The organism is Dyadobacter sp. CY327, from assembly GCF_021390415.1.
Lineage (GTDB): Bacteria > Bacteroidota > Bacteroidia > Cytophagales > Spirosomataceae > Dyadobacter > Dyadobacter chenhuakuii.
In genome coordinates this window covers 307,642-325,944 of the sequence record NZ_JAJUXJ010000008.1, presented here as the reverse complement: position 1 = coordinate 325,944, position 18,303 = coordinate 307,642, and the positions used below count along the sequence as shown (strand labels likewise).

The 18,303-nt window shown below is 45.4% G+C and carries 22 protein-coding genes; 10 read left to right on the top strand and 12 right to left on the bottom strand.

The annotated features are described in order from the left end of the window. The first annotated feature begins 50 nt into the window (after positions 1–50). Positions 51–1,025 carry an SIS domain-containing protein gene (locus LZG74_RS24345; protein WP_233799072.1) on the top strand — a complete coding sequence of 325 codons (975 nt, stop codon included), beginning with the start codon at positions 51–53 and terminating at the stop codon, positions 1,023–1,025. A gap of 96 nt (positions 1,026–1,121) precedes the next feature. Here the strand turns inward: LZG74_RS24345 and LZG74_RS24340 are convergent, their stop codons facing one another. The 7 genes from LZG74_RS24340 to rpmG all read right to left on the bottom strand — a co-directional run bounded on the left by LZG74_RS24340 (position 1,122) and on the right by rpmG (position 5,014). After that, positions 1,122–1,598 (bottom strand): DUF4293 domain-containing protein, encoded by a 477-nt coding sequence (locus LZG74_RS24340; RefSeq protein ID WP_233799071.1) that lies wholly within the window; start codon positions 1,596–1,598, stop codon positions 1,122–1,124. Positions 1,599–1,668: 70 nt separating this feature from the next. Next, positions 1,669–2,979 (bottom strand): 30S ribosomal protein S12 methylthiotransferase RimO, encoded by a 1,311-nt coding sequence (gene rimO / locus LZG74_RS24335; protein WP_233799070.1) that lies wholly within the window; start codon positions 2,977–2,979, stop codon positions 1,669–1,671. Between the two features lie 47 nt (positions 2,980–3,026). Continuing rightward, a complete protein-coding gene (locus LZG74_RS24330) occupies positions 3,027–3,368 on the bottom strand; it encodes a type II toxin-antitoxin system RelE/ParE family toxin (protein ID WP_233799069.1) in 342 nt (113 codons plus the stop codon). Then, complete coding sequence (locus LZG74_RS24325; protein WP_233799068.1) at positions 3,344–3,508, bottom strand: hypothetical protein; 165 nt, start codon at positions 3,506–3,508, stop codon at positions 3,344–3,346. Before LZG74_RS24325 ends, LZG74_RS24330 begins: the two co-directional genes overlap by 25 nt. 26 nt (positions 3,509–3,534) lie before the next feature. Next, positions 3,535–4,497, bottom strand: a complete 963-nt coding sequence (gene ftsY / locus LZG74_RS24320) for a signal recognition particle-docking protein FtsY (protein ID WP_233799067.1) — start codon at positions 4,495–4,497, stop codon at positions 3,535–3,537. Positions 4,498–4,650: 153 nt separating this feature from the next. Further along, the gene (locus tag LZG74_RS24315; RefSeq protein WP_015813059.1) at positions 4,651–4,803 is read right to left on the bottom strand and encodes a DUF4295 domain-containing protein; all 153 of its coding nucleotides are present in this window, start codon (positions 4,801–4,803) and stop codon (positions 4,651–4,653) included. Positions 4,804–4,831: 28 nt separating this feature from the next. After that, positions 4,832–5,014, bottom strand: a complete 183-nt coding sequence (rpmG, locus tag LZG74_RS24310; protein ID WP_026632037.1) for a 50S ribosomal protein L33 — start codon at positions 5,012–5,014, stop codon at positions 4,832–4,834. A gap of 274 nt (positions 5,015–5,288) precedes the next feature. On the opposite strand from rpmG, the gene LZG74_RS24305 reads away from it, so the two are divergent. The 3 genes from LZG74_RS24305 (at position 5,289) to LZG74_RS24295 (ending at position 8,651) form a co-directional block, all read left to right on the top strand. After that, positions 5,289–5,882, top strand: a complete 594-nt coding sequence (locus LZG74_RS24305) for a hypothetical protein (protein WP_233799066.1) — start codon at positions 5,289–5,291, stop codon at positions 5,880–5,882. A gap of 87 nt (positions 5,883–5,969) precedes the next feature. Continuing rightward, entirely contained in the window at positions 5,970–7,463 is a 1,494-nt protein-coding gene (gene gatB / locus LZG74_RS24300; RefSeq protein ID WP_233799065.1) for an Asp-tRNA(Asn)/Glu-tRNA(Gln) amidotransferase subunit GatB, read from the top strand. 33 nt (positions 7,464–7,496) lie between these two features. Then, positions 7,497–8,651, top strand: coding sequence for a peroxiredoxin (locus tag LZG74_RS24295; RefSeq protein ID WP_233799064.1), 1,155 nt, complete (start codon positions 7,497–7,499; stop codon positions 8,649–8,651). Positions 8,652–8,703: 52 nt separating this feature from the next. On the opposite strand, the gene LZG74_RS24290 is transcribed toward LZG74_RS24295, so the two are convergent. Then, positions 8,704–9,582: an NAD-dependent dehydratase gene (locus LZG74_RS24290; protein WP_233799063.1), complete on the bottom strand. Its 879-nt coding sequence runs from the start codon at positions 9,580–9,582 to the stop codon at positions 8,704–8,706. Between the two features lie 14 nt (positions 9,583–9,596). Here LZG74_RS24290 and LZG74_RS24285 point away from each other — a divergent pair, with 14 nt between their 5' ends. Together LZG74_RS24285 and LZG74_RS24280 are read left to right on the top strand one after the other, a co-directional pair. Continuing rightward, positions 9,597–10,607, top strand: coding sequence for a gliding motility protein (locus tag LZG74_RS24285; RefSeq protein WP_233799062.1), 1,011 nt, complete (start codon positions 9,597–9,599; stop codon positions 10,605–10,607). A gap of 47 nt (positions 10,608–10,654) precedes the next feature. Next, a complete protein-coding gene (locus LZG74_RS24280) occupies positions 10,655–11,740 on the top strand; it encodes a complex I subunit 1 family protein (protein ID WP_233799209.1) in 1,086 nt (361 codons plus the stop codon). On the opposite strand, the gene LZG74_RS24275 is transcribed toward LZG74_RS24280, so the two are convergent. Genes LZG74_RS24275 through LZG74_RS24265 form a run of 3 tightly spaced genes read right to left on the bottom strand, consistent with a single transcriptional unit; the run spans position 11,741 to position 14,122 of the window. After that, positions 11,741–12,193, bottom strand: coding sequence for a DUF3299 domain-containing protein (locus LZG74_RS24275; protein ID WP_233799061.1), 453 nt, complete (start codon positions 12,191–12,193; stop codon positions 11,741–11,743). Positions 12,194–12,250: 57 nt separating this feature from the next. Further along, positions 12,251–13,468, bottom strand: a complete 1,218-nt coding sequence (locus tag LZG74_RS24270; RefSeq protein WP_233799060.1) for an FtsX-like permease family protein — start codon at positions 13,466–13,468, stop codon at positions 12,251–12,253. A 27-nt stretch (positions 13,469–13,495) separates the two neighbouring features. Next, positions 13,496–14,122, bottom strand: coding sequence for an ABC transporter ATP-binding protein (locus tag LZG74_RS24265; protein ID WP_233799059.1), 627 nt, complete (start codon positions 14,120–14,122; stop codon positions 13,496–13,498). A 164-nt stretch (positions 14,123–14,286) separates the two neighbouring features. On the opposite strand from LZG74_RS24265, the gene LZG74_RS24260 reads away from it, so the two are divergent. Genes LZG74_RS24260 through LZG74_RS24245 form a run of 4 tightly spaced genes read left to right on the top strand, consistent with a single transcriptional unit; the run spans position 14,287 to position 17,468 of the window. Further along, positions 14,287–15,297 carry a hypothetical protein gene (locus tag LZG74_RS24260; protein ID WP_233799058.1) on the top strand — a complete coding sequence of 337 codons (1,011 nt, stop codon included), beginning with the start codon at positions 14,287–14,289 and terminating at the stop codon, positions 15,295–15,297. Between the two features lie 12 nt (positions 15,298–15,309). Beyond that, positions 15,310–16,011, top strand: a complete 702-nt coding sequence (locus LZG74_RS24255; protein WP_233799057.1) for a DUF6089 family protein — start codon at positions 15,310–15,312, stop codon at positions 16,009–16,011. 4 nt (positions 16,012–16,015) lie between these two features. Further along, entirely contained in the window at positions 16,016–16,555 is a 540-nt protein-coding gene (locus LZG74_RS24250; RefSeq protein ID WP_233799056.1) for a DUF2911 domain-containing protein, read from the top strand. A 22-nt stretch (positions 16,556–16,577) separates the two neighbouring features. Further along, positions 16,578–17,468: a trypsin-like peptidase domain-containing protein gene (locus tag LZG74_RS24245; RefSeq protein ID WP_233799055.1), complete on the top strand. Its 891-nt coding sequence runs from the start codon at positions 16,578–16,580 to the stop codon at positions 17,466–17,468. Here LZG74_RS24245 and LZG74_RS24240 read toward each other — a convergent pair. Beyond that, the gene (locus tag LZG74_RS24240) at positions 17,465–18,160 is read right to left on the bottom strand and encodes a YjjG family noncanonical pyrimidine nucleotidase (RefSeq protein WP_233799054.1); all 696 of its coding nucleotides are present in this window, start codon (positions 18,158–18,160) and stop codon (positions 17,465–17,467) included. The genes LZG74_RS24245 and LZG74_RS24240 overlap by 4 nt on opposite strands. Positions 18,161–18,303: the final 143 nt, after the last annotated feature.

Sequence of the window (18,303 nt, the reverse complement as noted above, 5' to 3'; positions counted from 1 at the left end):
CTTTTGAAATTAAAAATCCCATTGGTTCCCAATAAAACTGTGTTTCAGATTTGAAATTAATAAAAAATATTCAGTCAATAGCAAAAGAAGTATTACGGCAAGAGGCGGAAGCATTGCATAATCTGATCGGATTGATTGATGAAAAATTTGAAAACTGCGTATATGCCATTATCAACTGCGGAGGTCGCGTGGTTGTGTCAGGAGTAGGCAAAAGCGCCATTGTGGGGCAAAAAATAGTTGCTACTTTAAACTCCACCGGAACGCCCGCACTCTTCATGCACGCGGCGGACGCCATTCATGGTGACCTGGGAATGATCCAGGACAATGATGTGGTCATCGTCATCTCCCGGAGTGGCGACACTGCTGAAATCAAGGTGCTTATCCCCCTTTTAAAACGCACCGGCGTAACCATGATCGCCATGGTAAGCAACAAGGATTCCTACCTGGCCAAAAACGCGGATCACATCCTGCACGCCTACGCCCCCGAAGAGGCTGATCCCCTGAATCTTGCGCCTACAACCAGCACTTCGGTTACAATGGCTTTGGGCGATGCATTAGCGATTTGCTTACTGGAAGCCAGGGGTTTTACACACGATGACTTCGCCAAATTTCATCCGGGCGGTGCATTGGGTAAAAGGCTGTACCTGAAAATCTGTGACATCTATCCGCATAACGCACTGCCAATGGTTTCGGAAAATGCTGGCTTGCAGGAAATTATACTGGAAATGACTTCCAAAAGACTTGGGGCAACGGCTGTCAACAACGCAGATGGCAAAATGGCCGGGATTATCACAGATGGAGATCTGCGCCGAATGTTGGAGCAACATGACGGCGGTAACATTTTACACCTGAAAGCGCGGGATATCATGAGCAAGTCGCCCATTTCAGTTTCTCCTGATGAATACGCAGTGAAGGCGCTGGAACTCATGCAAACCCGCAGCATCACGCAGGTCGTGGTTGTGGAGGACGACGCAATTTTAGGCTTCGTGCATCTGCATGATCTGTTGCGGGAGGGGTTGGTGTAGGCTCGCTAAATGCCCTGTCAGCCTGAGCGGAGACGAAGGCGCGCTATTGGCTTGGTAACGCGCCTTCGTCTCCGCTCAGGCTGACAGGGGGGTACATTACCTAAACCGCTTCGACTGCTGCACTTCCCGCTCGTCCTTTCTAATAAAACGATTCGCGAAAACATTCGCCAGCATGGATCCTACCAGCCCATAAAACCCTATTTCGTAGTTTCCAGGAAGGGTTGGATCGAAGAGCTTTGCGGTTTTGTAAAAGGTGAAATAGATTATCAACCCCATGATGACGGTCATCAAAATGGAGTTTACTGCGCAAAGGGCGGATTGTAAAACCCTGTTTTTATATTGCAGTATGGCATAAGCTGCGACTCCGGCAACTAGAATAGCCAGAATGATGAGGTAATAAACGGGCGTAATGTTAGACTGCACGGCGCTGATTTGGTGTGTCAGTTTGATCGCAGTCAAATCCGCTCTTTCCTCACCAGCTATCGAAACTTTTGACCAGATTGGAAACGCAAGAAATATACCCATTCCGATTACGGTAAGGGTTAGAAAAACGGTCTGAATTCTTTGTAACATATTTTTTTAAATTGAGCTTTTCTCGAATAAGCCGCAAATGTAATAAAGACAAATGAGTGGGAAAGCGTTATTAGGAAATAACCGTCCCGTAAAGATCAAATTCCTCCGCGGATGTAATATTAACATTGGCAAAATCCCCTAACCGAACATACTGACTGGCTGGCACAAGTACTTCATTGTCAACCTCAGGCGAGTCGAATTCCGTGCGGCCAATAAAATGCCCGCCTTCTTTGCGATCGAAAAGGACTTTGTAAGTATTGCCGATTTTTTTCTGGTTCAGTTCATACGAAATGCCCTGTTGCAGCTCCATAATGGCATCCGCGCGTTCCTGTTTGATTTCGGCAGGAATGTCGTCGGGCAGCGTGTAAGAATGTGTATTGTCTTCGTGGGAATATTGAAATGCTCCCAAACGGTCAAAACGCATTTTTTCAACAAAATCGTAGGTTTCGTCAAACAGCGCTTCCGTTTCGCCCGGATGGCCTACGATCAATGTGGTCCTTAATGTAATGTCAGGCACCTTTGCACGGATCGTTTCGATCAATGCTTCCGTTTTTTCTCTGGTTATCCCGCGACGCATGGATTTCAGAATCTCTGTCGAGCCTGTTTGGAGCGGCATATCAAGATATTTACAAATGTTGCTGCGCTCATTCATGATATCCAGAATGTCCATCGGAAATCCGGCCGGGTAAGCATATTGCAACCTGATCCACTCAATGCCTTCCACATCGGAAAGTTGGGCCAGCAGGTCGGAAAGGTTTCTTTTTTTATAAATATCAAGACCGTAGTAAGTCAGGTCCTGGGCAATGAGGATCAGTTCTTTGGTGCCACGTTTAGCCAGTGATCTTGCTTCCTTAACAAGTTCTTCAATAGAGCGGGAAACGTGACCGCCGCGCATAATGGGAATTGCACAAAAACTGCAAGGGCGATCGCAACCCTCGGCGATTTTCAGGTAAGCGTAGTGGGTAGGCGTAGTCAATAGACGCTCGCCGACCAGTTCATGCTTGTAATCGGCTTTCAGCGTTTTGAGCAACCGTGGCAGCTCATTCGTCCCGAACCAGGCGTCTACGGTTGGAATTTCCACGGAAAGCTCATCTTTGTATCTGTGTGATAAACAGCCCGTAACATAAACTTTATCCACCATTCCGGCTGCTTTTGCATCAGCATAGCGCAGGATTGTGTTGATGGATTCCTCCTTAGCATTATCGATAAATCCACAGGTGTTAATCACAACAATCTGGGAATCATCCTTTTTCGACTCATGATCAACGGCGAATCCGTTTCCTTTGAGCTGCGTATAAAGCACCTCTGAATCCACCAGGTTTTTAGAACAACCCAGCGTTACAATATTGACTTTATTCTTAACTATTCCTTTGGTTTTCATTAGAGTTAGCTATCAGCGCCAGGCTTTTAGCTTTAAGTGAATTATGACTATGTAGATTGTATTTTAATCTTACGAACCGATTTGATTTTGGAAATGCTGCGGCTGGCATGAATGATGTTGAGTACTTCTATCCGCAATGGTGTAACCTTATAAATGATTAAATAGCTCCCGCAGCGGATATTTCTGTATTTTTTTGATTTGGTAACCAGCTGTCTGCATTCGGGATGATGCAGATATTTTGCGGAAAGGCTTTCTATACGCGCATAAATTTCATCGACAAATACGGAAGCGGAACCGTAGGAAAATGTCTCGATTCCATATGCAAATATTGCTTCTAAACTCAGTAACGCTTCCTGACTGACGACTACTTCGCGTACTTCGACTTCCACTTGGCAATGATTTGGGTTGTTTCCTGCATGCTGAAAAACGGGCCTTTTTCTGCGTCCCTAATCATATCTTTGAACGCTTCGTCGCTCAATGGAGCACCGGAGATGACAAGATTCTTTTTGGATGTTTTGATTTTGCCCATAACCAAAGATACAGAATATCAAATTTTTAGCCAATCTTCTTAAACAAAGAATCCACAAACTCTGCCCGGTCGAAAACTTGCAGGTCGTCCATTTTCTCTCCTACTCCTATGTATTTGACGGGGATTTTGAATTCGTCGGAAATGCCGATTACGACGCCGCCTTTGGCTGTTCCGTCCAGTTTTGTGATGGCTAAGGCGGTGATTTCTGTGACCTTGGTGAATTCCCTGGCTTGGATTACAGCATTCTGGCCTGTGCTGCCGTCAAGAACGAGCAGGACTTCGTGAGGTGAATCCGGGATGATCTTTTGCATGACGCGCTTGATCTTTGAAAGCTCGTTCATGAGGTTCACTTTTGTATGTAAACGTCCGGCCGTGTCGATAATGATCACGTCGGCGCCTGTTTCCATTCCTTTTTTCAATGCGTCATATGCCACTGCGGAAGGATCGGTGTTCATGCCGTGGTCAATAACCGGAACGTCAACGCGTTTTCCCCAGAGTTTGAGCTGTTCTACGGCCGCAGCGCGAAATGTATCGGCGGCACCAAGTACAACCTTATGACCATGTTGGTGAAACTGATGGGCAAGCTTTCCGATCGTTGTCGTTTTTCCCACACCATTCACACCAACAACCATAATGACATAGGGCTTGGGCAAATGCTTTGTTTCGAAGCTGTCGTGAAAGTCTACGGATTTATTTTCTGTCAATAATGCTGCGATTTCTTCACGCAGAATGCCATCCAGTTCGGCCGTGGTGGCATATTTGTCTCTTGCAACCCGCTCCTCAACCCGCTTAATGACTTTTACAGTGGTCTCAACGCCTACATCCGAACTTACCAGGATGTCTTCCAGCTCGTCCAGAACATCTTCGTCAATTGTGGTTTTACCAACAATGGCGCGGGATAGTTTACCAAAGAAACTGTCTTTGGTTTTTTCCAGGCCTTTGTCCAATGTTTCTTTTTTCTCTTTTGAAAAAAAACCAAATAAGCTCATATGGTGTGATTGGGGTAAGTTCTGTATTTGTGTAAGTGTGCTCAAAAATAAAACAAAAAAAGTCCCAAAAGGGACTTTTTGTAAACTTGATATCGCACATCGACCGCCCGACGGCTCGGTTCGCTAAGTGGGACGATTGCAATCAATGTCAGTCTAGTTCTTTAGGGCGCCTTGAACACCGTCCAAAGGAACGATTTCTTCTTTAAAGGTATAAGCTCCTGTTTTTGGAGATTTTACAGCCTTAATAACCTTGGCGAATGCTTTACCGCCTTCTTTTTTCAGGGTAGCAACTACTTTCTTTGCCATGTCTGTATATCTTTTAAAGTTAAAAAACTTATTTAATTTCTTTGTGGACTGTATAGCGTCTCAGGAATGAATTGAATTTTTTCAATTCCATACGGCCAGGCGTATTTTTCCGATTTTTTGTAGTCACATAACGTGACATTCCAGGAACACCACTATCTTTTTGTTCTGTGCATTCCAATATAACCTGTACTCTATTACCTTTCTTAGCCATTGCTTTACATCGTTTTTACAAATAGGACTGCAAAAGTAAGAACATTTACTTTTATTCACAATGCTCTCTAATAAATTTAGTATATTTTTTGAAAAATTTTATTCCGCCCGCGTCCCATTAAGGTCTTGGTGTACAAATAAATAAGTTGTGCTTATAATCCGCCTAGTTTCAATTTCTGCATTAAATTTGAAGGAAATCTAATGCAAACTTACTTTCTTCGTGTGCAGTTAGTTTGCAAATCCTTATTCTGGCGGAAATTCTTAATTTAAAAACAATGACTCTTAAAAAAAGTACCCCATTAGCGCTTATAGCTCTGGCGGTTTCATTCTTCATTGGTTGCTCTTCACAGGAAGACAAAGATAAATATGATCATTATTACGGATCTGGCAGCAAATCCAGAGAGGAGACGGCGCTTGTAGCTTTGCAGAATGAAAGAAGAAATCAGCCTGCCCCAGCGCCTGCGGCGGCAGCTTCCGGACAAGGAGCAGCGGCACCGGCAGCCGGTGATTCAGCAAATGCTGGTTCTGGCGACGCGGCAATTGGTCAGGGAGGTGCGGCAGCGGCTGCTACTAATCCGGATGCAGCGGCAGCTCCCACGGCGGCACCTGCGAAACGCAAGCCTGTTCCGGCAGACGTTTCGGCATTGCTTAACAAACATGCTTGTCTTGCCTGCCACCAGCCATATGACAAAGTGATCGGGCCGGCTTATGCGGATGTTGCCAAGAAAAAATATACATCTGATCAAATTGTAGAACTGGTTCACAGTCCAAAACCGGAACACTGGCCTGGTTACCCGCCTATGGCGCCTATGGCACACGTTCCAAAAGGTGATATTGTTGTGATTGCCAACTGGATCAACTCTTTGTAAAATAGGGTTATCAATATTAGAAAATACGGGCCGTTCATGCTATGGACGGCCCGTATTCGTATCTTTGCGAACGCATTTTATTATAATATGACTCAAAACGCACTGCAACCGGCTGACATCACGGATGAACTTCTGGCCCGGTATGAAACTGTAATCGGACTCGAAGTGCATTGTCAGCTCCTGACGGAATCCAAACTTTTTGCGCAGGACAGAAACCTTTTCGGGGCTGATCCTAATACAAACATTGGCCCGCTTACGCTTGCATTACCAGGGACATTGCCCAAAATCAATAAGAAAGCAGTTGAATATGCGGTCCGTTTAGGATTGGCTTGTGGCTGTTCTATCAGTAAAAGGACGATTTTTGACCGCAAAAATTACTTTTATCCTGATCTGCCGAAAGGTTACCAGATCTCTCAGGACAAGAAGCCGATCTGCGAAAATGGCGGTGTGACGATTTCCACGAAAAACGCGGAAGGAAAAATGACCGAAAAAGTGATCCGCTTCCATCACATACATTTGGAAGAGGACGCCGGAAAATCGGTGCATGATGGCAGTGTTACCGAAACATTGCTGGATTACAACCGCGCCGGGACGCCTTTGGTTGAAATGGTTTCCGAGCCCGATCTGCGGTCTGCAGAAGAGACAGGAGCATTTGTTACGGAAATTCGCCGGCTTGTGCGCTATCTGCACATTAGCGATGGCAATATGGAAGAAGGTTCGCTGCGCTGCGATGTCAATGTTTCCCTCAGGAAAAAGGGAGCTGAAAAACTCGGCACGAAAGTGGAGATCAAGAACATGAACTCGATCCGTAACATGATGCGGGCCATTAGTTTTGAAGAAAAGAGACAAGTTGCTATGCTCGAAAATGAGCAGGCGATCCAGCAGGAAACGCGGATGTTTGATGTGGAAAGCGGGCAGACTTACGGCATGCGCGTGAAGGAAACGATGAACGATTATCGCTATTTCCCCGATCCTGACCTCAGTCCGGTTGTTGTTTCTGACGAATGGCTTGAAAGCATAAAAGCCGATATGCCCGCATTGCCGCACGAGCTGCGTGAGAAATTTACGCATCAATATGGAATTCCGGCTTACGATGCGGCTGTACTTACGGATACGCGTGAAATTGCTGCTTACTTCGAAGCAGTTTGTGCCAAAACAAACGCCTATAAAGCTGCTTCGAACTGGTTGATGGGACCTGTGAAATCGTATTTGAATGATCACGAAGGCAACATCGACCGTTTCCCGATCAGTCCCGAAAGTCTGGCTGCATTGATCGACCTGAGTGAGGCGGATGTGGTGAGTAATTCGGTGGCGACGCAAAAGATATTTCCGGTGCTTCTGGCTGAGCCGCAGCGTGATCCGAAAGAGATCGCGTCGTCAAATAACTGGATTCAGAACAGCAATACAAACGAGCTTGAAACGTTGGTAAATGAGGTTATTGACGCAATGCCGGATAAGGTTGCAGCTTATCGAAAAGGAAAAAAGGGGTTACTGGGTCTTTTTGTGGGAGAAGTCATGAAAAAATCAAATAACACCGCTGATCCTAAGCTGGTAAGCCAGTTGCTCAACGCAAAACTCTGATAGCCAAGCCTAACAAAAACAATACAGAAGGTTATGAAAGGAATAGTCAAGCAAAGTATTTTCATATTTAGTCTAGCTTTTTTGAGCCTTCAATCTCAGGCACAGCAACTTGCACCCAAGGATTTCTCGGTTAACGGTAAAGTGAAGAATGGCGCGAAAGGAGAGAAAGTAACATTGCTGCGAACCACGGCGGGCGGATCATCAATCAAGCTGGATTCTACACAGCTTGCGGCCGACGGGACATTTGCTATTAAAGGAGTTGAGAATGATCGCGGAAGTTTCTTTTCGTTGAACATTGCGGATCGTCAGAAGGTGATTTTGCTGGTGGAAGGTGGTGAGACATTCAATGTTGTTGCCGACGGAACTGCGAGGGACGAAAAGGGAAATGGTGGCAACGCAGATATTTCCGGATCAAAAAACATGGAATACTATGGTCAGATAGACAAGCTTATGCGGTCTTTCGCGGCCAAAGTGACGGGCTGGAACGAAGAATATGCGAAGGCTGAGGAGAAAAAAGACGCTAAAAAAATTCAGGAAGTGCAACAGGCATTTGCTGGCGCGGACAAAGAAAGGCTGGATGTAATTAAGAAATTGCTTCCTGAAATGGGCACATCATTAGTCGCCCTTTTTACGGCCAACAATTTTTTAAGTCCGGACAATGATCTTGAAATGCTTAAAAAACTGGCCGACGATTACGAAAAAGTAACGCCAACACCGACATTAGCAAAAGGATTTATTGGTCAGATAAAAAGAATTGCGGGCGTTTCAGTCGGACAGCAAGCGCCTGATTTTACACTGAATAGCCCTGACGGAAAGCCGGTTGCATTGTCCTCACTGCGCGGAAAGTTTGTCTTGATCGACTTCTGGGCATCCTGGTGCGGACCTTGCCGGATGGAAAATCCGAATGTTGTTCGCATGTATGATAAGTTCAAGGACAAAGGGTTTGATATTTATGGCGTTTCACTGGATGATAACGAAAAAGCCTGGAAAACGGCCATTGAGCGCGATAAGCTGAAATGGCTGCATGGATCGGAATTAAAAAAATGGAATTCCGGCGTTGCGCAAACTTATGGCGTGAATGCCATTCCAGCCACATTCCTGATTGATAAAGACGGGAAAATCATTGCCAAGAACTTACGCGGGCCAGCATTGGAAAGCAAGCTTACTGAATTGCTGGGCGCTCAATAATAATAGATTAGATGTAGTTAAAAATCCGCAAGATCTGTCTTGCGGATTTTTTTTATGCACCAACATCTTCCAGACTATAATAAAACTGTAACGGATCGGGAAATTTGAAGTCGTATTTATAATGCTTATCCAATTTTTCACCTGATATAACTTTGAAGTCGGGCTTTTCGATTGGCTCGATAAATGTGGGTGCTTCCCAGCCGAATTGTGCGCAGGACGTTTCATAAACTTCAAGGCGCGTTGTGTGGATCGGCGATACAATGTTGAATGTTTCGTTCACGATGCCGTTTTCAAAAATGGTCGTTATAATTCCCACAGCATCATCCCTATGTATGTAATTAACAGGAATTGAGCCGGTTGTCATATCTTTTTTACCCTGCACATATTTCCCTGGAATGCGGTTATAGCCTAGTAAGCCTCCCAGCCTGAGAATGGTAACATTATGGTCGGGACGTAATGCAGTTAACAGATTTTCCGCCGCAACCATTTCCGGAGATTCCGATTCCTCAGGTGTTTTTACATCATTTTCAACTACAATCCGGTTCAGCTCGGGATAAATGCCCGTTGAACTAATGAAAATAATGTCGCGGATTCTCGACTGATTAATCTCCTGAATGACTGCTTTGATCTGTTTTACATAAAATCCAGGTTCATTCTTCGTCAGGCGCGGTGGTAACGAGATCAGAAGCGTATCAACGTCGAAAAATGTATCCAGACCTTCTTTGGATATGAAGTCAGGATTCATCGGAATCAAATGGGCCGAGATTCCTTTTTGCACGAATGCGTTCATTTTTGGCATTGTAGTGGTGCTGCCACTGATTTCCCACGTACTATGCAGGCTTAGTAAGCGTTGAGCTAATGGAAAACCTAACCAGCCGCATCCCAGAATGCTTATTTGTTTTTTTTCTAATTTTGAATCGTTATCCGTCATTTGATATTAAGGCTATGTTCCTATCGAGATTTGCTCTCTTTTGCTTCCTGATTTCTGTTTCTTTTATTTCCTGTAACAAAGATAAGCGCCTCGAATCCGACACGAGTGAGGCCGTTGTCAATGTTCAGTCCGAAAACCTTGATCAGGCACTTTTTGCCTGCAAATCGGTTAAAGATGTGGAAAATTTTCTCGACGCGCGTCCATATCTGGCAAAGGAATATTTTGCGAGTTCACAAATGGATCCCCGACAGCTGGCAACGCATTTATTCAGTATTTTACAAAATCCTGATTTTCAAGCGTTTCGCAGTCAGCTCGATAGCCTCATAGGCGACCGTAAACAGAACATTCTTGACCCGCTGGCGGAAGCATTTAAGCAAATAAAATATCATTATCCAGCCTTCGAAGCACCCAAAGTGCAGTTTTTGGTAACAGGCTTCACAGGGACAGACCTATATATTACCGATTCACTGATCATTATCGGGTTGGATTATTTCGGCGGGCCAAGCGCCATGTATCGTCCGGATGTATTTGATTATCAGCTGCGCAGATACCAGAAAGAATACATTGTTCCTTCTATCGTCTTTTTCGAATCCAACCGTTTCAACAAAATTGATCCTACCGACAAGACATTGCTCGCGGATATGATCGGTTATGGCAAGGGTTATGCATTTGTAAAGCAAATCATGCCGACTGCCGCGGATAGCCTGGTCATTGGATATTCGGCCGACAATTTGCGCAGAACGGATGCGAGCCAGCAGCAGATATGGGCCTATTTTATTGCTGGAAAATTGCTGTATGAGTCTGCGGAGATGAAAAAAAAGAAGTTTATTGAAGAACGACCATTCACAACCGAAATCGGGCAAAAGGTGCCGGGCGCCATTGCGCGTTGGGTGGGCTGGCGGATCGTAAACCGTTTCAGGGCCGAAAATCCGGGCGTAACCCTTTCCGAATTGATGGGAATGGAAAACGCTGCACAGATTTTGCAGGAATCGGGATATAACGGCGAACCAGACGAAGTAGAGTAAGTTTTTTGTTTACTTTTGGCAGTCACTAAGATTCCGAAACACCGTTGATACCGTTTACACTCATCATTTTTCTTCTTCTTGTGCCTGGTTTTGTGGTCATCGGCGTCTATCTGGAGCGCAAGGTTTCTGCATTTATTCAGGATAGGATGGGTCCGATGGAAGTAGGTAAATGGGGCTTGCTTCAACTTTTCGCCGATTTGCTCAAACTCCTTCAAAAGGAGGATATCGTTCCAAAAGCCGCGGACAGGCGTCTTTTTCTTCTCGCCCCGTTTGTCATTTTTGTTTCCGTTTTTGCTGGTTTTGCAGTTGTTCCGCTGGCGCCTGACCTGGCCGGTTCAGGGGCATCGGTCGGCGTGTTTTTCTTGCTGACCATTGTTTCCGTGGACGTTATAGGGCTTTTAATGGCCGGATGGGGTTCTAATAACAAGTTTGCGCTGTTCGGTGCCATGCGTGCTGTGGCGCAGATCATTTCCTATGAAATTCCACTGGGATTATCCATTTTGTGCGTGGTAATGCTTTCGCAGACCTTGGATTTACAGATTATCAGTTTTCAGCAAGGCATTTATTCCAATGAGCCTGTTTATTTATTTGGCATAAAAGACCTGGGCATTGATGTGACGAATGTAGGTGGATTTTTGTCCTGGAACATTGTCCGGAACCCCTTTTTACTATTGGCATACATTGTCTTCTTTATAGCCTCATTGGCAGAATGTAACCGCGCACCTTTTGACTTGCCGGAAGGTGAATCGGAGCTGGTTGCCGGATTTCACACCGAATACTCAGGCATGCGCTGGGCACTTTTCATGCTTTCGGAGTATGGAATGATGCTGCTGGTGTGCCTCTTAGGCGCTATTTTGTTCTTGGGAAGCTGGAATACGCCTTTCCCTAACATTGGCCCGTTGAAGCTGGCCGACTGGACCAGTGGAGAACCCGGAACCTGGTTTGGTTACATTACGGGCATATTTTGGCTGCTGGGCAAAGCGATTTTTGGAATTTTAATTCAAATGTGGGCACGCTGGACGCTCCCGCGACTGCGTGTAGATCAGCTTATGTATCTGGGATGGAAAGTCTTAACGCCGGTTGGACTCGTGCTTTTCTTCATTTCCGGCGTCTGGCGGCTGATCGGAATCTGATTACTCAGCGATTTCAGCGCCGTCCAGGATGTAATTCATCTGATAAATATCGTCTGCATTCAGCTTTAATGTTCCTACGAAGGTCAGACGTTCATCCGTTTTGAACTTGCGGCCATCTTTTTTCTTGAAATTCAAAGTCATAACCGTCTCAGGACCAGCACCTCCGCAGAAGAAACACGCGCTGAAAGGAAAGGCTGAAAGCACATATAAATTAGCATCCAGATCTACAGGCAGAATGTATCCCGTAATGGTAACCTGCTGATTTTTCAACTTCTGAACACTCGGCCCGAACGTAGGATGAAGCATATAAATGGATTCTTCGGCATACCACTTCTTTTTAAAAGTCACATCACGCAACGTTTCCCACGTCACCTTAACTGGATTAACAGCCGGCGTAAATGCGAATAAAGAGGTAAAGCAAAAAAGCAATATGATGATTCTTACAGATTTCATTGCGCCTTATTTTGTCTTGGTTAGGATTTAACTAAGTAAACAAATTTACGCAGAATATCATTCCTCTGCCAATGTGCGGGAGATATTCAACCGGTAAATGCCCAGCGAGGGAAGCACCGAGGCCAGGAAGCCGATCAGCAAGGCTGCAAAAAACAGGTAAATTTCTTCGGGCAGAATCGTGAATTTCCGCAACGAATAATGAAAATCCTGCTCTGCGGCTCTCGAAAACAGCCAAAGCCCAACGCGGCTCAGAATAATCCCTGAAAAATAGCCGATTACGGCCAGCATTAAGCCTTCCAGCAATAGCATCAGGAATAGCCTTGTACGCGTTGCGCCCATAGAAAGCATGAGCGCCATCTCGTATTTTCGTTCTTTCAGTGAATTGTAAAGCGAAATAAAAACGCTGATCCCCGCAATGCTGATAATGATAAGTGCTAATGCGCGGAGTGTTTCAATGCCCACGCCCAGCAGCGAGAAAAGCCGGTTTATTTCAATGCTGGGTAATGCAGCCTGCATGGATGTGTTTTCGTTGATCTGCCGCGGAAGGGTCATTAAGCCCATTGGATTCCGGAATTGGATCAGTGCGCTGGTAACTTGCCTGCCTGCTTCGGCTTCGTCGTGCTCTTCATGCTCCTCATGTTTGGCAGCGCCTTCTTCTCCATGCGCATGAACGTCCCAAACGCTTGATAATCTGGTCAGTATAAGCTGGTCGACAACGGAGCCAGTGGTTTCGAAAATGCCTGTAACCTTGTATTTCTTGTCATTATGCGCCTCGCCCGCACCGTCGAGCCCATGCGAGCTGGCGAATGTATCGCCGATTTTCAGCTGTGACATTGCCGCCACCTTACTGCCGATTGCAACCTCCATCGAAGCATTATAAATCTGCCCCTTGGCCAGTTTTGCCTGAAAATGCTCGATATACTTTGGCGTCGTGCCCACGATCCTGAACCCCTGATAACTGTCGCCCATGGAAAGCGGAATTACGGTTTTAACAAAAGGGTTTTTACGCAATGCATCCACTTCGGCCAGCGGCACATTGCCCGTAGGCGCGTCGATCTGGTAAATGCTGGACAGGATCAGTTGCAGCGGGCTGCCTTTGGCTCCCACCACCATATCAATGCCGCGAATGTTCCGGCGAAACTGCTCGTCCAGTTGTTTGTTGAGCAGCAAAAGCAGCGATATCATACCAATTCCCAGCGTAAGCAAAAGCGCACTTAAAAAACTGTTCAGCTTTTTCTCTTTCAGGTTGGCCAGACTTATTTTGACAACATTCATCTGTTCAGGATTAGGATAATGGCACTATTAAAGGTGGACCTGGTTGGAAAACGCATCTTTCAACCGCTGGTCGTGCGTGACCACAACCAGGCTTGCGCCTATGGAGGCGGATTGTTCCTTTAATAATGTGATTACTTTTTGGGTATTGTTATCGTCTAGGCTGGACGTAGGTTCGTCGGCAAGAATGACATTTGGCTCGTTCATGAGTGCGCGGGCAATGCTAACCCGCTGCTGCTCGCCCTGGCTGAGTTGATTGGTTTTTTTGTTCAAATGTTCCGCAAACCCCAGTTTTTCCGCCAGCATACGGGCTTTTTGTGTGTTTTCCTTTTGATCTGCCAGATAGTTGGAAAGCAGTATATTTTCCAGAACCGAAAGCGAGCTGACAAAATGGGGTTTCTGATAAATGATCCCGATATTTTTCGCTCTTATCTTCGTTACTTCCTCCGGGGAAAGGGCTGTTACCGGTTTTTCTGCGATTAGGATTTGTCCCGATTCAGGTTTCAGCAGCAGCGCCAGCAAGTGCAGCAATGTCGTTTTTCCCTTACCCGACTGGCCCAATATCAGCAGTGTTTCCTTGTCCTTGCAGTGAATGTCAGGGAAGCTGAACTTCTTTTGGGCGGAGTAAGAAAAGTGAAGATTGGTGCTTGAAATCATTGCAAAGGCTGTTTTTCCATTTGCAATGATAATGAAGTTTTATTTTTGGCAACATTAAAAAATTTTAGTGTTACAAATAAATCATTCGGAAATACGTTGAAATGGTGATATACCCTGAATAAAACCAACAACTGTTCTATTTTTGCAAAAAATTGATCTCACAAATGCGTAGAAAATCTGAATTAAAGAAAGTGTCCGGGGCATTGGTGTTTATCTTGACTTGTGGGCTTTTGTTTATGAATCAGGATGTCCAGGCGCAGAGCAGGGGCATTTTTGTTCCGTATTCAACAGCCGGATTTGGGCTCGGGACTTCTAGCTATTTTGGAGATTTCGCACCTTACAGAAGGCCACTTGCTTCCACATTTAAAATGATGCGTTGGAGCATTGGCGGGAATTACACACGCCATTTTACGCCCCGTCTGGGTGCAAGAGCAAGCTTTATTTATGCGCGTATCGCGGGTGACGATTACATTATGAATCGTAGCGAGAAACAGGAATCCAACATTTTTTACGCCCGAAACCTGCATTTCAGAAATGATCTGAAAGAATTTTCTGTGCAGGGTATTTTCAAACTGACACCTGATAACAGAAGCTACGACAGAAGGCCGCAGTTTGGAGCGTACCTGTTCGCTGGGATAGCGCTTACGGCCCACAACCCGAAAGCACTTGATTCGCTGGATGGCGATTGGGTTAAATTACAGCCATTGGGAACTGAGGGTCAGGGGAATGAAGGTTATGATAAGCCTTATTCGCTGGTTCAATTTGCTATTCCTTTAGGAATTGGTGTTCGCTATAAGATCAACTCTAAGTTTGATATTTCAGCAGAACTGGGTTTCCGTAAGACATTTACAGATTACTTAGATGATGCGCACGGAAAATATGCGGATCCGGCATTGTTTGCGGACAATCCGACTGCACTTGCACTAAGTAACAGGACAACAGAGCGTTATGCTGCAAGAAAAGGAGCTGACCGCACGGAGGCTTTGAAAAAATTCCTTGTGGTTAACTACATGCTGGATACCAATGATCCCTTGGCAGCATTGCCAACCACAGGCTTTGGAGCGCCGGGCACAGACCGGGGAAACAGCCCTACTTACACGGACAACTATCTTTTTGGTATGATCCATATCAACTATATGTTGCCATCGCAGATCAAATGTCCTCCATTAAAATAACTAAGGCATCCATTGAAGTCTTCTTTAAAATTTATAAATGCAAAATACTTGCTGCTTAATCTGGCGGCAGGTATTTATTTTTTTGTGGCCTCCGGGAATGCGGTTATGGCGCAAAAAATCGAGATAGGAGCGGGGTTAGGCGCATTGAATTACAAGGGAGACATTGCACCTTCAGTTAGGCTTCGTTTTTTCAAACCCGCCGGAAGCGTTTTTTTTCGGTATAATCCTTCCCAGGCATTGTCTCTGCGGGCGGAACTGATGGGCGGCATTATCGGTGCGGAGGACAAGCATAGCAAGGATCCTTTTCAGCAAGCGCGTAATTTTTCATTCACATCGCGCATTTTTGAAGGAAGCGCCGTTGCGGAATATAACTTTCTTAATTTTCAGGAACGGCGTTTTGCTGTGAACTGGAGTCCATATGTTTTTGGAGGAATCGGGTATACCAAATTCAATCCTGATCCGCAGGGTGTGGGTTACAAAACCAGCTCGTTTGTGCTTCCTTATGGGGTCGGGATCAAATATCAGATCCGGCGTCCCTGGAACATTGGCATCGAATACGGAGCCAGAAAAACTTATTCGGATTATCTTGATAACTTGGGAGGGGATCCGATAGGGACTGATAAATTTCAGCAAGGCGATCCGTCCTTAAAAGATAATTACTACTATTTACGACTTTCAGTTACGTACACTTTTTATAAAATCGTTTGCCCTTGATCCTATGAAAAAAATTCTCCTTATCGTTGCCGGCGTGCTCGTTGTTGTTTTAGCTGGATTTTTTGGAATGAGAAAATATACCAAATCTTTCAGCCCGGAAGCAGTTGCAGAAACGACGAACAATGGTGTAAGTGTAAAAGTCACTTATAGTAAGCCAGGCAAGAAAGGAAGACTGCTTTTTGGCAGGGAACAGGACAAGGCACTTGCGCCTTACGGAAAAGTCTGGCGCACCGGCGCTAATGAAGCCACACTCATTGAACTCGGCGAGGGCCTGTCTATCGGCGGCAAGCCGGTGAAAGCGGGCACTTATTCGCTTTACTCGGTCCCTGGGCAGAGCACCTGGAAAATTATCCTTAACTCGGAGAGCGGCCAGTGGGGCACGGAATATAATGATGGCAAAGATGTGATGCGCGTGGAAGTGCCTATCAGGATCAGGCCGACAGTTCAGGAATTGTTCAATATTTACTTCGAAGATATACCGGGCGGCGTCAACATGATTTTAAGCTGGGACCAGACAGAAGCATTGGTTCCTATCACCAAGTAAACCGCTCGTCTGCACGCTCCTTATGTTTGTTGAAGCTATTGAAAAAGTAGATCAGTACACCCGTCCCATTCATTTTATATTGCGTTATTACACCGGCAGTGACATTGTGCCGGGCACTGCTACATTGTTTTTTGTGAATGAAAATGGCTTTGCGATTACCTGTAGGCACGTAGCGCAGCAGATCTTGTATGCCAGCTCCATTTATGAGAATTACCTCAAATTTAAGGGTGAGCTCAGAAAATTTGAGAAAGATCCCGGGCTGGAAACACAGCGCGCTTTTCTGGAAACCAAATACAGGATCAGCAACGATAATCCGATCCGGATACTTTTTAATTTTATCAACTGCGTTACGGCTTACAAAGGCCTGGCCATTCACCTGCACCCGACTCAGGATCTGGCGATCATTCAGTTCCGGGATTATGACAGCAAGCAATATCAGGGTTATGCGCGCTTTTTAAAAGATTCCAGACTTGTAAAGCAAGGACGATATCTCTGCCGCTTAGGCTATCCGTTTCCCGAATTTACCAATTATCAATACAACAAAAACACAGGTGACATTGAGTGGCTCAAAGCAGGCCGCATCAACACGCCGAGTTTCCCGATCGACGGCATTATTACGCGCCATATTGGTGAAAGCAATGGTGTTGTGGGCATTGAAATGAGCACCCCAGGATTGAGAGGACAGAGTGGCGGGCCGCTTTTTGACACAAATGGGATCATTTACGGTATGCAAAGCTCCACGCGCCACCTGCATTTGGGATTTGACCAGGTGAACAGGGAAGTGACGACGGAAGGACAAAGGAAAAGGGTTTCTAATTATCCTTTCCTGAATGTGGGCCAATGCGTGCATGTGGACGTGATCAAGCAATTTCTGCGCGAGAAAAACGTCACATTCTATGAAGAGGAAGTTTAAAGGATCAGCATTAATTCTTCCAGGCGCCTGATATCGTATGTAGGGCTCTCGTCAAATTGGAGTCCGGCGGGATTATAATAAACCGTGTCCATTCCAAATTGCTTCGCACCCATAATGTCGGCCACCCAGTTATCCCCGATCATAATGCTCTCCGATGGCACCGCCCGGGCCGTTTCCAAGGCGTAAGCGAAAATTTTAGGATCCGGCTTTTTGGCGTTTGCCGTGTCGAACGTAATGATGTTCTCAAAAAAGTGGCCTATTTCCGAGCTCGCGATCTTCCTCGCCTGGATTTCGTTAAAACCATTCGTAATGATGTGCATGGAATAGCCAGCCGAGTTCGCATAGTTGAGCAGATCGAGCGCGCCTTCCAGCAAATGCTTCTTATCCGGCAATGTTCGAAGATAGGCCTCGCCGATTTCTGTGTGATTAGGAGGCAAGTTGGCGCCGAGTTCTTCAAACACCATCTTGAACCTGTTTTCACGTATATAGGTATGGTGCACAGTTCCGCGGTCAAATGCATCCCACAGTGCGGTATTTATTTTCAAAAAAGACTGGATAAACGAGTCCAAAGACGATACGCCGTACTGAATCAGGGTCAATGTGTGAAAAATTTCTTCCAGCGATTCGGAAGAATTTCTTTCAAAATCCCAAAGTGTATGGTCCAGATCGAAGAAAAGATGCCGGTATTTCATATCTGGTAAAAATTCAAATTTTATTAGAAAAGTGAAATTTAATTTTTATTCGCCAAAATTCATAAATAAAAAATAAGAAGTGATCCAAACGGCATAACCGGGTCGTATGTCATTTGATAAGTTCTATTAATTATTGCAATAGG